The 13,465-nt window shown below is 69.1% G+C and carries 11 protein-coding genes; 6 read left to right on the top strand and 5 right to left on the bottom strand.

Translation table 11 applies throughout. The annotated features are described in order from the left end of the window. Nucleotides 1-59 precede the first annotated feature (59 nt). The 3 genes from LXB15_RS13575 to LXB15_RS13565 all read left to right on the top strand — a co-directional run bounded on the left by LXB15_RS13575 (nt 60) and on the right by LXB15_RS13565 (nt 4,678). Complete coding sequence (locus tag LXB15_RS13575; protein WP_370640231.1) at nt 60-1,688, top strand: ABC transporter substrate-binding protein; 1,629 nt, start codon at nt 60-62, stop codon at nt 1,686-1,688. Then, nucleotides 1,678-2,622 carry an acetamidase/formamidase family protein gene (locus LXB15_RS13570; protein ID WP_233948957.1) on the top strand — a complete coding sequence of 315 codons (945 nt, stop codon included), beginning with the start codon at nt 1,678-1,680 and terminating at the stop codon, nt 2,620-2,622. Before LXB15_RS13575 ends, LXB15_RS13570 begins: the two co-directional genes overlap by 11 nt. Before the next feature lie 250 nt (nt 2,623-2,872). Continuing rightward, nucleotides 2,873-4,678 (top strand): ABC transporter ATP-binding protein, encoded by a 1,806-nt coding sequence (locus tag LXB15_RS13565; protein ID WP_233948956.1) that lies wholly within the window; start codon nt 2,873-2,875, stop codon nt 4,676-4,678. Nucleotides 4,679-4,733: 55 nt separating this feature from the next. Here LXB15_RS13565 and LXB15_RS13560 read toward each other — a convergent pair whose 3' ends face one another. The 4 genes from LXB15_RS13560 to LXB15_RS13545 form a co-directional block, all read right to left on the bottom strand. Next, nucleotides 4,734-6,260 carry a tripartite tricarboxylate transporter permease gene (locus LXB15_RS13560; RefSeq protein WP_233953170.1) on the bottom strand — a complete coding sequence of 509 codons (1,527 nt, stop codon included), beginning with the start codon at nt 6,258-6,260 and terminating at the stop codon, nt 4,734-4,736. Between the two features lie 16 nt (nt 6,261-6,276). After that, nucleotides 6,277-6,708 carry a tripartite tricarboxylate transporter TctB family protein gene (locus LXB15_RS13555; RefSeq protein ID WP_233948955.1) on the bottom strand — a complete coding sequence of 144 codons (432 nt, stop codon included), beginning with the start codon at nt 6,706-6,708 and terminating at the stop codon, nt 6,277-6,279. Then, nucleotides 6,705-7,685, bottom strand: a complete 981-nt coding sequence (locus LXB15_RS13550) for a tripartite tricarboxylate transporter substrate binding protein (RefSeq protein ID WP_233948954.1) — start codon at nt 7,683-7,685, stop codon at nt 6,705-6,707. The genes LXB15_RS13555 and LXB15_RS13550 overlap by 4 nt, the downstream gene beginning before the upstream one ends. A gap of 64 nt (nt 7,686-7,749) precedes the next feature. Further along, nucleotides 7,750-8,460, bottom strand: a complete 711-nt coding sequence (locus LXB15_RS13545; protein ID WP_233948953.1) for a GntR family transcriptional regulator — start codon at nt 8,458-8,460, stop codon at nt 7,750-7,752. An 87-nt stretch (nt 8,461-8,547) separates the two neighbouring features. On the opposite strand from LXB15_RS13545, the gene LXB15_RS13540 reads away from it, so the two are divergent. The 3 genes from LXB15_RS13540 to LXB15_RS13530 all read left to right on the top strand — a co-directional run bounded on the left by LXB15_RS13540 (nt 8,548) and on the right by LXB15_RS13530 (nt 11,830). Next, nucleotides 8,548-9,537, top strand: coding sequence for a hydroxymethylglutaryl-CoA lyase (locus tag LXB15_RS13540; protein WP_233948952.1), 990 nt, complete (start codon nt 8,548-8,550; stop codon nt 9,535-9,537). A gap of 11 nt (nt 9,538-9,548) precedes the next feature. After that, a complete protein-coding gene (locus LXB15_RS13535; protein ID WP_233948951.1) occupies nt 9,549-10,757 on the top strand; it encodes a CaiB/BaiF CoA-transferase family protein in 1,209 nt (402 codons plus the stop codon). A 68-nt stretch (nt 10,758-10,825) separates the two neighbouring features. After that, nucleotides 10,826-11,830: an aldo/keto reductase gene (locus LXB15_RS13530; protein WP_233953169.1), complete on the top strand. Its 1,005-nt coding sequence runs from the start codon at nt 10,826-10,828 to the stop codon at nt 11,828-11,830. A gap of 118 nt (nt 11,831-11,948) precedes the next feature. Here LXB15_RS13530 and LXB15_RS13525 read toward each other — a convergent pair whose 3' ends face one another. Next, nucleotides 11,949-13,460, bottom strand: a complete 1,512-nt coding sequence (locus LXB15_RS13525) for a tripartite tricarboxylate transporter permease (RefSeq protein WP_233948950.1) — start codon at nt 13,458-13,460, stop codon at nt 11,949-11,951. Nucleotides 13,461-13,465 lie beyond the last annotated feature (5 nt).

The following is a 13,465-nucleotide window of genomic DNA, read 5'->3' as shown; positions in this document are numbered from 1 at the left end:
AGGAAGTCCGCATGAAAGCCTGGCTCACCTCGACCGTCGCCGCATCGGCCATCGGCCTGATGCTGGCGGCAGCCCCGGCGATGGCGCAGGGCACCGCCCCGGCGCCTGCCGCCGCCGACGCCTACACGCCGGACCCGGAGGCCAAGGAAGGCGGCTCGATCGTCATCACCTACAAGGACGACGTCGCGACGCTCGACCCCGCGATCGGCTACGACTGGCAGAACTGGTCGATGATCAAGAGCCTGTTCGACGGTCTGATGGACTACGTGCCGGGCACCACCGAGCTGCGGCCGGGCCTCGCCGAGAGCTACGAGATCTCCGAGGACGGCCAGACCTTCACCTTCAAGCTGCGGCCGGGTGTGAAATTCCACAACGGCCGCGAGATGACCGCCGAGGACGTGAAATACTCGCTCGACCGCGTCACCAACCCGAAGACCCAGAGCCCCGGCGCCGGCTTCTTCGGCATGATCGAGGGCTATGACGCGGTCGCCGCCGGCGAGGCCGAGAGCCTCTCTGGCGTCACCGTGATCGATCCGGCGACCGTGGAGATCAAGCTGTCGCGGCCGGACGCCACCTTCCTGCACGTCATGGCGCTGAACTTCGCCTCGATCGTCCCGCAGGAGGCCGTCGCCGAGCATGGCGCCGATTTCGGCAAGAACCCCGTCGGCACCGGCGCCTTCAAGCTCGGCGAGTGGGCGCTCGGCCAGCGCGTGGTGTTCGTCAAGAACGAGGACTACTGGCGCGACGGCCTGCCGTATCTCGACCAGATCACCTTCGAGATCGGCCAGGAGCCGATCGTCGCGCTGCTCCGCCTGCAGAGCGGCGAGGTCGACATCCCGGGCGACGGCATCCCGCCGGCGAAGTTCCAGGAAGTGATGGGCGATCCCGAGCAGAAGGCCCAGGTCGTCGAGGGCGGCCAGCTGCAGACCGGCTACATCACCATGAACGTCACCATGCCGCCCTTCGACAAGAAGGAAGTCCGCGAGGCGGTGAACATGGCGATCAACAAGGACCGCATCGTCCAGATGATCAACAACCGGGCGCTGCCGGCCAACCAGCCGCTGCCCCCCTCGATGCCCGGCTACGACGAGAGCTACGAGGGCTACGCCTACGACGTCGAGGCGGCGAAGGCCAAGCTCGCGGAAGCGGGCTTTCCCGACGGGTTCGACACCGAGCTGTTCGTGATGAACACCGACCCGAACCCGCGCATCGCCCAGGCGATCCAGCAGGACCTCGCCCAGATCGGCATCCGCGCCGAGATCCAGGCGCTCGCCCAGGCCAACGTCATCGCCGCCGGCGGACAGAAGGACGGTGCCCCGATGATCTGGTCGGGCGGCATGGCCTGGATCGCCGACTTCCCCGACCCGTCCAACTTCTACGGCCCGATCCTCGGCTGCGCCGGCGCCGTGCCGGGCGGCTGGAACTGGTCCTGGTACTGCAACGAGGAAATGGACAAGCGGGCGGCCGAAGCCGACTCGATCGTCGATCCGGCGCGCCAGGAAGAGCGGGCGGAGATGTGGTCGAAGATCTACACCGACATCATGGCCGATGCGCCCTGGGTGCCGGTGTTCAACGAGCAGCGCTTCACCATGAAGTCGCCGCGCATGGGCGGTGCCGACAACCTCTATGTCGACCCGGTCCATATCCCGATCAACTACGACTACGTGTATGTGAACGATGTGCAGTAACTGCGACTACACCATCCACGGCAGCCACCACCATTTCGGCTGGGACAACTCGTTCCCGCCGGCGCAGGTGGTGGCGCCCGGCTCGACGATCGAGTTCGAATGCCTCGATGCCTCCGGCGGTCAGCTGACCGCCGGATCCACCGTGGCCGACGTCGGGACCCTGGATTTCGGCAAGATCAACCCGGTAACTGGCCCGATCTTCGTCGAGGGCGCCGAGCCGGGCGATGCGCTGAAGATCACCATCGAGTCGTTCAAGCCGTCCGGCTTCGGCTGGACCGCCAACATTCCGGGCTTCGGCCTCCTGGCGGACGACTTCAAGGAACCGGCGCTGACCATCTGGAAGTACGATCCGTCGACCCTCGAGCCGGCGCTGTTCGGCAAGGAGGGGCGCGTGCCGCTCAAGCCCTTCGCCGGCACGATCGGCTGCGCGCCGGCCGAGCCGGGCCACCATTCGGTGGTCCCCCCGCGGCGCATCGGCGGCAATCTCGACATCCGCGATCTTTCCGCCGGCACGGTGCTGTATCTGCCGGTGGAAGTGGCGGGAGCGCTGTTCTCCGTCGGCGACACCCACGCCGCGCAGGGCGACGGCGAAGTCTGCGGCACGGCGATCGAAAGCCCGATGAACACGGTGCTGACGCTCGACCTGGTCAAGGACGCGCGGCTGAAGATGCCGCGCTTCACCACCGCCGGGCCGGTCACCCGCCATCTCGACGCCAAGGGCTACGAGGTGACGACCGGCATCGGGCCCGACCTGATGACGGGGGCGAAGATGGCCGTCGCGCAGATGGTCGACCTGCTCGCGGCCCGCTACCGGATGGACCCGGTCGACGCCTACATGCTGGTCTCGACCTGCGGCGACCTGCGTATCTCGGAGATCGTCGACATGCCCAACTGGGTCGTCTCCTTCTACTTCCCGCGCTGCGTCTTCGAATGACGGCAGGATTGGTCACAGTCGGTGGGCTGGAGGTGATACCCCCCTCTGCCCTGCCGGGCTATCGGGACGAGCCACGCGTCTCGTCCCGTCCTTCGGACCCCACCACAAGGGGGGAGATCGGCCTTCCGACGCAGGCATTTGCGTGTCTCGGGCGTTTCAGGATGTCCGCAGGGATCGTGCCAGCGATCTCCCCCCTTGTGGGGGAGATGGGCGGCAGCCCGGAGGGGGGTGCTCGGCGCCCCAACCCCGCATGGTCGTGACCTCCTCGGGGCTGTCTTCGAAAGCGGCGACGCCGGCTTCGGCCGAGCCGGTCCTCCGCGTCGAGGGCCTCACCGTCGAAGTCGGCGGCGAGGCGGGGCCGAGGCCGGTGGTGGCGGACTTCTCCTTCGACCTCGCGCGCGGCGAGACGCTCTGCATCGCCGGCGAGTCCGGTTCCGGCAAGTCGATGACCTCGCTGGCGATCATGGGCCTCCTGCCGAAGCCGGCCGCGCGCATCGCCGCCGGCCGCATCCTGCTCGGCGATACCGATCTCGCGCAGCTCTCCGAAGGCGAGATGCGCAAGGTCCGCGGCAAGCGCGTCGCGATGATCTTCCAGGAGCCGATGACCTCGCTCAACCCGGTGCTGACCATCGGCCGGCAACTGACCGAGGCGATCGAGGCGCACGAGAATGTCGGCCGCGCCGAGGCCCGCCGAAGGGCCATCGCCGCGCTCGATGCCGTGCGCATCCCCGAGGCCGCCAGCCGGATCACGCAGCATCCGCACGAGCTCTCCGGCGGCATGCGCCAGCGCGTGATGATCGCCATGGCGCTGGCGCTGCGCCCCGACGTGCTGATCGCCGACGAGCCGACCACGGCGCTCGACGTCACCGTGCAGGGCGAGGTGCTGGAGTTGCTGCGCGACCTGCAGCGCGATCTCGGCACGGCGATCATCCTGATCACCCACGACATGGGCGTCGTCGCCGAGATGGCCGACCGGGTGGTGGTCATGCGCCATGGCCGCATGGTCGAGACGGGCACTGCGGCGGCGATCTTTGCCGATCCGCAGGCGGCTTATACGCGCGAGCTGCTGGCCGCGGTGCCGCGCATGGGCGAGGGGCACGGCCGTGCTGCCGCCCGGGCCGCGCCGCCCGTCGCGGCGACGATCCCGGTCCCGGTGGTCGCGGTCAGCGACCTGACCGTCCGCTTCGACATCCATGGCGGGTTCTTCGGCCGGGTCGACCGGCGGGTGCATGCGGTGGAAGGGATCAGCTTCTCGGTGGCGGAACGCGAGACGCTGTCGCTGGTCGGCGAATCCGGCTGCGGCAAGTCGACGACCGCCAAGGCGCTGGCCGGGCTGGTGCCCTACACGGGCGACATCGTCGTCGGCGGCCGCAACATGGCCGGCCTGCCGCGCCAGGAGACCAAGGCGCTGCGCCGCGACGTGCAGATGATCTTCCAGGACCCCTTCGCCTCGCTCGATCCGCGCATGACGGTGGGCGAGCTCGTCGCCGAGCCGATGCTCATCCACGGCATCGCCGAGGGGCCGGAGCGGCACGAGCGCACTGCCGGCCTGTTCGAGCGGGTGGGGCTCTCGGCAGCCGACATGCGGCGCTATCCGCACGAATTCTCGGGCGGCCAGCGCCAGCGCGTCTGCATCGCCCGCGCTTTGGCGCTGCGGCCGAAGCTGATCGTCGCCGACGAGAGCGTCTCGGCGCTCGACGTTTCGGTACAGGCGCGGGTGCTGGAACTCCTGCGCGAGCTGCAGGACGAGTTCGGCATCGCCTATCTGTTCATCTCCCACGACATGGCGGTGGTGGAGAACATCTCGGACCGGGTGGCGGTGATGTATCTCGGCCAGATCGTCGAGATCGGCACGCGCGACCAGGTCTTCGGCAACCCGCAGCACGCCTATACGCAGCGGCTGATCGAGGCGGTGCCGGTGCCGGATCCCGCGCTGCGGCGCCGCGCCTTCCCGCGGCTCGACCGCGACATCCCGAGCCCGGTGCGCCGCGTCGGCGACGAGCCGGGCCGGCTGCTGCTGCAGGACCGCGGCGACGGCCACCTCGTCGCGGCCTGAGTCGCGGCCTGAGCCGCGGCCTCGAGGCCGGCGCGCGGTCTCCCGACGCCGGCCGTCAGCCGCCGAGGGCGGCGTCCTTCTCGCTGGGCGGCGCGATCCGGCGTCCGGTGAAGGCGAAGCCGAACGCGACCAGGAGGGCGACCGCCGTGATCGCGTAGATGACGAGCGCGATCGGGCTTTCGAACAGGATGCTGAAATCGCCGTTCGAGATCGACAGCGCCCGCCGCAAATTGTTCTCCATGTCGGCGCCGAGCAGCAGGCCGAGCACCAGCGGCACCAGCGATATGTCGAGCTTGCGCATGACGAAGCCGAGCAGGCCAAAGCCGATCATCACCAGGAGGTCGAAGGTCGAATTGCTGATCGAGTAGATGCCGAGGAAGCTGACCATCACCACGAACGGCATTAGCACGTAGGCCGGCAGGCTCAGCATCCTTGTGAACAGGCCGACCAGCGGCAGGTTCAGCACCAGCAACACGACATTGGCGATGTAGAGCGAGGCGATCAGCCCCCACACCATTTCCGGCTGGCGCTCGAACAGCAGTGGTCCCGGCGTGATGTTCAGCGAGATCAGCAGCGCGAGCATCACCGCGGTGGTGCCGCTGCCGGGAATGCCGAGCGTCAGCATCGGGATGAGCGCCCCGCCGGCCGCGGCATTGTTGCCGGCCTCGGGCGCGGCGACGCCGCGCGGATCGCCTTTGCCGAACGTGTCGTTGCGGTTGCTCCAGCGCCGCTCGAAGACATAGGCGAGGAAGGCGCCGAGCGAGGCGCCGGCGCCGGGCAGGATGCCGGCGACGAAGCCGAGCCCCGATCCGCGCAGCATCGCCCCGAAGCTCCGGCGCACGTCCTTGAGCCCGGCGAACATCCGCCCGAGCGGCGGCATGCCGCCGCTCGGCTTGTGCGAGGTCTCCAGGAAGATCAGCACTTCGCTGATGGCGAACAGGCCGACGATCGCGACGATCGGATCGAAGCCGTCATAGAGGTTGAACGAGCCGAACGTGTAGCGCGCGGTGCCGCTCGCCGGATCGAGGCCGACGGTCGCCAGCATCAGGCCGAGAAACGCCGCCAGCAGCGTCTTGCACGGGTTGGCGCCGGTGACGCCGCCGATCGTCGCGAAGGCCATGACGTAGAGGGCGAAATAGTCGCTCGGCCCGAAATGGATGGCGGCCCTCGCCAGCAGCGGCGAGAACAGCGTCAGGCCCACGGTCGCCAGGGTCGCGCCGACGAAGGAGGCGACCGCGGAGATCGCCAGCGCCTCGGTCGCCTTGCCCTGCCGGGCCATCGGGTAGCCGTCCAGCGTCGTCATGATCGCCGGCTCGTCGCCCGGGATGTTCAGCATGATCGACGAGATGCGCCCGCCATACATGCAGCCGTAATAGACGCAGGACAGCAGGATCAGCGCCGACGCCGGGTCGAGCTGGAAGGAGAAGGCGAGGGGTATCAGGATCGCCACGCCGTTCACCGGCCCGATGCCCGGCAGCGCGCCGATGATCGTGCCGACGAAGCAGCCGAGAAAGGCGAGGGCGAGGTTGGTGGGCGTCAGCGCGACGGCAAAGCCGGAGGCAAGGCCACCCAGGATGTCCATGTCCATGTCGGAGGCCTTAGCTGAGAATGCCGGGAACGACCCGCAGCGGCAGGCCGAGGACCAGGTCGAAGACGCCGAACAGCAGGAGGCTCGTCGCGCTCGCCGAGACGACCGACTTCAGCCAGCCGGCGCCGAGCAGGCGGGCCAGCACCGTCACCGCCACGATCGTCGCCAGGATGAAGCCGAGCTCCTCCAGGAACAGCGCGTAGAAGATCAGCATCGCCACCGCCGCCACCTGCCGCAGGGCCGGCGTGCCGGTCACCCAGTCAGGCTTCGGGTCGGGGCGGAAGATCAGGAAGAGGCTGAACAGCGCCGCCGGGACGGAAAGCATCTGCGGGAACGCGGCGGGGCCAAGCGGGTCTGTGAAACCCGCCTGGTAGCTCCCCGCCGTGTAGCCGTACCAGATCGACAGGCAAAGAATGACGATGCCCGCGATCCGGTCGCTCACTGGATGACCCCGATGTCCTGCGAGATCGCCCGCATCTCTTGGGCCTGCTCGGTGACGTAGGCTTCGAACTCCTCGCCGCCGCGCCAGACCGGGATCAGGCCGCTGGCCGTCGCGGTCTTCTCCCATTCCGGGCTTTCATAGAGCTTCTGCATCGTCTCGACCCAGCGCGTGTAGGCCTCGTCGGAGACCTCGCCGCCCGTATAGAAGCCGCGCCAGTTGAGGCCGGTCACGTCGAGACCCTGCTCGATCGCCGTCGGCGCGTCGGGGAAGGCTGGGACGCGCTCGTCGGAGAGTACCGCCAGAAGCCGGATGTCGCCGGATTCCACGAAGCCGGCGATCTCGCCGAGATCGGTGGAGACGAGGCCGACATGGCCGCCCATCATCTGGGTCACGGCCGGGCCGCCACCGTCGAACTGCACCCAGCGCACGTTCCGCTGTGCCTCGGCGTCCATGCCGGCCTCGCGCGCCAGCATGAGCAGGCGGATGTGATCCCAGCCGCCGACGCCGGACGAACCGGCCGCCGCGATCGAGCCGGGGTTCTCCTTCATCTCGGCCAGCAGCTGATCCAGCGTCTGGATCGGGCTATCCTTGGCGACGGCGATGACGCCGACATCGGTGGCGAGCATGCCGATCCAGCGCATGACGTCGGTGTCGGCGGGATATTTGCCCTGCGCGATCTGGGTCACGCCGACGGTGCTCGCGGCGACGAGGAGATCCTCTTGGTCCGCCCGGTCGGCCATGACATGGGCGTAGGCGACGGCGCCGACTCCGCCCGGCATGTTGGTCACCTGGACCGGCTCGTCGACGAGATCGAGGTCGAGGAGCAGCTTGCCGACGGTGCGGCAGGTGAAGTCCCAGCCGCCGCCCGGATCGGCCGGCGCGATGCATTCGGCGGCCTTTGCCGGAACGCCCGAAAGCCCCATGACGATCGCCATGGCGCCGGCAATCCCGAGGGTCGTCCCCGTCAATCTTCTCATTGTTGTTCCTCCCTTGTTGTAGTCATCATGCACGTTGTCGCTGGTCCGGACCGCGAGGCCCGGATCAGCGACCGTTCAGGCTGTCCTTCACGACGATCCCGTGCGCTCCCAGCCGCCGCCGTCCCTCGCCGACGGCCTTCATGATCTGGTCGCGCACGTTCCTCCCGTGCCGCCGTATGGCGTCTTCCGCCTCGTCCGCGCGCCTCGCGCGGATGAGGGATACGATCTCGCTGTGCTCGCGATGGGCTTCCTGCTGGCCCGCCGCGGTGCTGACGAGCAGCCAGCGCGCCCGCGCGATGCGGATCACGATGTCCTGCACGGCGTCCCGCAGGAAACCGTTCCCCGACAGGCTGGCGATCATCACGTGGACGTCGGCGCCGATCTCGAACGAGGTTTCCGGCGAGGTGTCGCTGAGGCCGCGGTCGATCGTCGCCTGGATGGCGTCGAGATCGCTCTCGCTGGCGCGCTCGCAGGCGAGCCGCACCGCCGCGGTCTCGACGATCTCCCGGTATTCGAAGGTCTCCACGAGTTCCTGCGGGTCGATCGAGGCGACCGCGTAGCCGCGCCCGGCGCGGATGACCAGGCCCTCGTTGGCCAGCTGCAGCAGCGCCTGGCGCACCGGCGTGCGCGACGCGCCGTAGATCGCCTCGAGGTCGCGCTCCGAGATGACGCGTCCGGGAATCAGGGCAAGCGAGAGGATGTCGCCACGCATCCGGGCGAGCAGGCGGTCGCTGACGCTGCCTTTCGTCGTCTCCGCGACCCTTGCCTGCTGCATGTCCCCCCACTCTTCGAAAGTCGTTGCCCGAAGGTGCGGCGACGGTATACCAACGTGGTAGACCAGAGCAAGGCGGACATTCCTGCGATGAACGGACCCATGGATCACTCGAGGGCAACACGCGGCGCGAGCCCGGCCATCCCGCTTCCCTCGCGCGTCAGCCTCGTCGAGGTCGGCCCGCGCGACGGGCTCCAGGCCGAGTCGACGTGGATCCCCACCGCGACCAAGATCGATCTGGTCAACGGCCTGATCGACGCCGGCATCCGCCATCTCGAGGTGACGTCCTTCGTGTCGCCGCGGGCGGTGCCGCAATTGCGCGACGCGGCCGAGGTGCTGGCCGGCATCGACCGGTCGACGGGCGCCGTCCTCACCGCGCTGGTGCCGAACGCCAAGGGCGCCGAGCGCGCCGCCGCCGCCGGCATCGACGCCATGGTGGTCTTCCTCTCGGCGTCCGAAAGCCACAACGCCAAGAACGTCAACCGCTCGGTCCGGGAATCGCTGGACGGCGTGCGCGACATCACCCGCATCGCCGCCGACGCCAACATCGCCGTGTTCGGCGCCATCGCCACCGCCTTCGGCTGCCCGTTCGAGGGCAACGTCCCGGTCGCCGCGGTCGCGGACATCGCCCGCGCCTACGCCGATCTCGGCATCACCAGCATCTCGCTCGGCGACACCACGGGCATGGCGACGCCGCCGCTCGTCCAGGAGCGGGTGCGGGCGCTGCGCGACCGCGTTCCCGAGGCCGACATCGCCCTGCATTTCCACAACACCCGCGGCGTCGGGCTGGTCTGCGTCTATGCCGGGCTGCAGGAGGGCGTCACGCGCTTCGAGTCCAGCGTCGGCGGGCTCGGCGGCTGTCCGTTCGCGCCCGGCGCCACCGGCAACATCTGCACCGAGGATCTCGTCTACATGCTCGACGAATGCGGCATCGAGAGCGGCGTCGACCTGCAGCGGCTGATCGCGGTCTCGCGGCAGGCGGAGGCGGCGATCGGCCGGCCCCTGGCGGGGCAGGTGATGAAGGCCGGGCCGCGGCTCGAACTGCACGATCTGAACGCCGTCGCCACCGCCTGCGGATGAGCGGGAACAGCGTGCCCGAGGCAAGGCGCCCGCTCGACGGGATCCGGGTCGTCGACCTGACGCGGGTCCTGTCCGGCCCGTTCTGCACCATGCTGCTCGGCGACATGGGCGCCGACATCATCAAGGTCGAATCCGGCCGCGGCGACCCGATCCGCGAGCAGGGCACGATCCGCGACGGCTTCAGCTGGTACTTCGCCGCCTTCAACCGCAACAAGCAGTCGATCGTCCTCGATCTCTACAGCCCCGAGGGCAAGGCGGTGCTGGAGCGGCTGATCGCGTCTGCCGACGTGCTGGTGGAGAATTTCCGCCCCGGCGTACTGGCCAAGATGGGCTTCGGCCCCGAACGCCTGGAGGCGCTCAACCCGCGGCTGGTCAGCTGCAACATCAACGGCTACGGCTCGGTCGGCCCCTATGTGGACCGGCCGGCCTTCGACTTCATCGCCCAGGCGATGAGCGGGCTGATGAGCGTCAACGGCCCGGCGGACCAGGAGCCGATGCGCTCCGGCCAGCCGATCACCGACCTCATCGCCGGGCTCTACGGCGCCTTCGGCATCGTCAGCGCGCTGCGGGCCCGCGACCTCAACGGCACCGGCCAGCACGTCGAGTCGGCGATGGTCAACGGGTCGATCAGCATGATGGCGTTTCTCGCCTCGGAGTATTTCTCGACCGGCCGGCTGCCGGAGCGCACCGGCAACGACCATCCGCTGGTGGCGCCCTACGGTCTCTACCAGGCGTCCGACGGCGAGGTTGCCGTCGCGCCGAGCAACGACGTGATCCTGCGCCGCTTCCTGACGACGATCGGCCTCGAGGAGCTGATGGCCGGCCCCCATTACGACACCAACGAGAAGCGCTTCGCGCTCCGCCACCAGCTGAACGCGCTGATCAACGAGCGCATGCGCACCGTCTCCCAGGCCGAGTGGATCGCCCGGCTGAACGCCGCCGGCGTCCCGTGCGGACGGGTGCAGAACCTCGCGGAGGTCTTCGCCGATCCGCAGGTGGTCGCCCAGGAGATGGCCATCGACGTCGAGCAGCCCGGCCGCGGCACCATCCGCATGGTCGGCTTCCCGGTGAAGCTCGACCGCACGCCCTGCGCGGTCACCCGGCCGGCGCCGGAACTCGGCCAGCATACCCGCGAGGTCCTGGCATCCAGCGGCTACACCGACGACGACATAGCGGCGCTTGCCGCCGACGGCGTCATCGCCTGCGCCCCCGGCGGCTAGCGCCCCGGACGCTAGCTCCCTTCCTTCATCCCGGCCCTGACTGGAGACAATCGATGTCGAACCCGAGCATCCCGCTGCGCCGCATCGGCCGGTCCGGCGTGACCGTCTCGCGGCTCTGCCTCGGCACGATGATGTTCGGGGCGCGCACCGAGGAGGCGGAGGCGCGGCGCATCGTCGACGACGCCGCCGCGATCGGCGTCAATTTCATCGACACCGCCGATTCCTACGCCGTGGGCCGTTCCGAGGAGATCACCGGCCGCGCCATCGCCGCCGACCGCGACCGCTGGATCCTGGCGACAAAGCTTGCCAATCCGATGGGCGAGGGGCCGAACCGGCGCGGCCTGTCGCGCAAGTGGATACATGAGGAGGTCCGGGCGAGCCTGTCGCGGCTCGGCACCGACTATGTCGACATCCTCTATCTGCACAAGGAAGACCGCGACACGCCGGCCGCCGAGACGGTCCGCGCCATCGCCGACCTCATCCGCTCCGGCGCCATCCGCTATTTCGGCGTCTCCAACTTCCGCGCCTGGCGCATGGCGGAGATCTGCGCCCTCTGCGACCGGGAGGGCATCGACCGGCCCATCGTCAACCAGCTCCTCTACCATCCGCTCAACCGCAGCGCCGAGGTCGAGACGCTGCCGGCCTGCCGGCATTTCGGCGTCGGCGCGATGGTCTACAGCCCGCTGGCGCGCGGCGTCCTGACCGGCAAATATGCCGCCGGCGCGCAGGCCTCGGCCGAAAGCCGCGCCGGGCGCGGCGACAAGCGCATGCTGGAGGCCGAGTTCCATCCCGCCTCGCTGCTGGCGGCCGACGAGCTCGCCCGGCTGGCGGCGGCGCGGGAGATGTCGCTCGCCGATTTCTCGCTTGCCTGGACACTGGCCAATCCGGCCGTCACCGGGCTGATCGCCGGCCCGCGCACGCTCGAGCAGTGGCGCAGCTACCGCAAGGCCTTCGAGATTGCCTGGCGGGACGAGGACGATCGCGCCGTGGATGCGGTCGTCGGGCTCGGCGCGACGGCCGTCCCGCAGTTCTTCGACCCGGCCTATCCGCCGGAAGGCAGGTTCCGCCCCTGATCCCGGGCCCGTGACGGCGACCTCAGGCTTCCGGGTCGCTGACGTCGCAAAGAAGCGACGCTGCGGTCGTGGCGTGGGCGATCCGCCGTGGCCCCCGACTGAAGCCCGGGCGCCGCGCTCAGCCCGCCCGGGCCGAGGGATCGCCGGCCTTGCGCCGCCGCGCCACCAGCATCAGCACCACCGGCAGGCACCAGACCAGCATGGTGAAGATCCCGAGCCCGGCCGCGATCGGGCGCTCGAAGAAGGCGAGGAAGCTGCCGTCCGCCTTGATCATCGAGGTGATGAAGTTCTGCTCCAGCATCGGCCCGAGCACCAGGCCGAGGATCGCCGGCGCGATCGGGATGTCGTTCTCCTCCATCAGGAAGCCCAGTATCCCGAAGCCGAGCATGATCATCACGCCGAACAGCGAGTTGTTGATGGCGAAGGAGCCGACGATGCAGAACATCAGGATGATCGGCATCAGCACCTTGGCGGGGATCGCCAGCAGCGTTCCCGCGCCCTTGATCGCCACCCAGCCGAGCGGCAGCATGATGATGTTGGCCATGAAGAAGACGATGAAGATCGAGTAGACCAGCTGCGGATCGTTGAGGAACACGGTGGGCCCGGGATTGATGCCCTTGATGTAGAGCACGCCGATGACGATCGCGGTGATCGAGTCGCCCGGGATGCCGAAGACCAGGGCCGGGATCCAGGCGCCGCTGACGGCGCCGTTGTTGGAGGCCCCCGCCTCGACGAGGCCCTCGACATGGCCGGTCCCGAACTTCTCCTTGTGGCGGGAGAAGCGCTTGCTGATGGCGTAGGAGATCCAGGCGGCGATGTCGGCGCCGGCGCCCGGCAGCGCGCCGATGGCGGTGCCGACGACGCTGCCGCGCAGGATCTGCACTGGGTAGAGCTTGAAGTTCCTGATCTGGCTGCGGAAGATGCCGGAGCGGGTCGATGGCGCGACCGCCGGGCGGTCGGAGCGCAGCACGACGGCGCGCAGCACCTCCGACACCGCGAACAGCCCGATCATCGCCGAGATGAACTCGACGCCGCCGAGCAGGTCGACGACGCCGAACGTGTAGCGCGGCTCGCCGGCCGGATTGTCGATCCCGACGGTGGCGGCGAACAGACCGATGACCAGCGAGATGAGGCCGCGCGCCACCGATCCCGGCGACACGAAGACGGCGCAGGAAAGCCCGAGGATCACCAGCCAGAAATACTCGAAGGACGAGAACTTGAGCGCCACCTCGGCGAGCATCGGCGCGGCGAGGACGAGGACGAGCGTGCCGAACAGCCCGCCGATCGAGGAGAAGACCAGCGCCGCGCCCAGCGCCTCCTCGGAGCGGCCGCTCCGCGTCATCCGGTAGGAATCCTCGACATAGGCGGCGCTCGCCGGAGTACCGGGCATCCGCAGCAGGGCGCCCGGGATGTCGCCGGCGAAGATCGCCATCGCGGTTGCCGTGACGATGGCGCCGATGGCGGGAACCGGGTCCATGAAGAAGGTGATCGGCACGAGCAGCGCGGTCGCCATCGTGGCCGTCAGGCCGGGAATTGCCCCGACGAACATGCCGAAGCAGGCCGAGCCGAGGATGACCATCAGCACGTAGGGCTGGAAGACGAGGGCGAAGGCGTCGGCGAGGGCGGGCATGGCGT

The sequence above is a fragment of the Aurantimonas sp. HBX-1 genome (assembly GCF_021391535.1).
Lineage (GTDB): Bacteria > Pseudomonadota > Alphaproteobacteria > Rhizobiales > Rhizobiaceae > Aurantimonas.
This window is presented reverse-complemented; position numbering and strand designations above follow the sequence as displayed.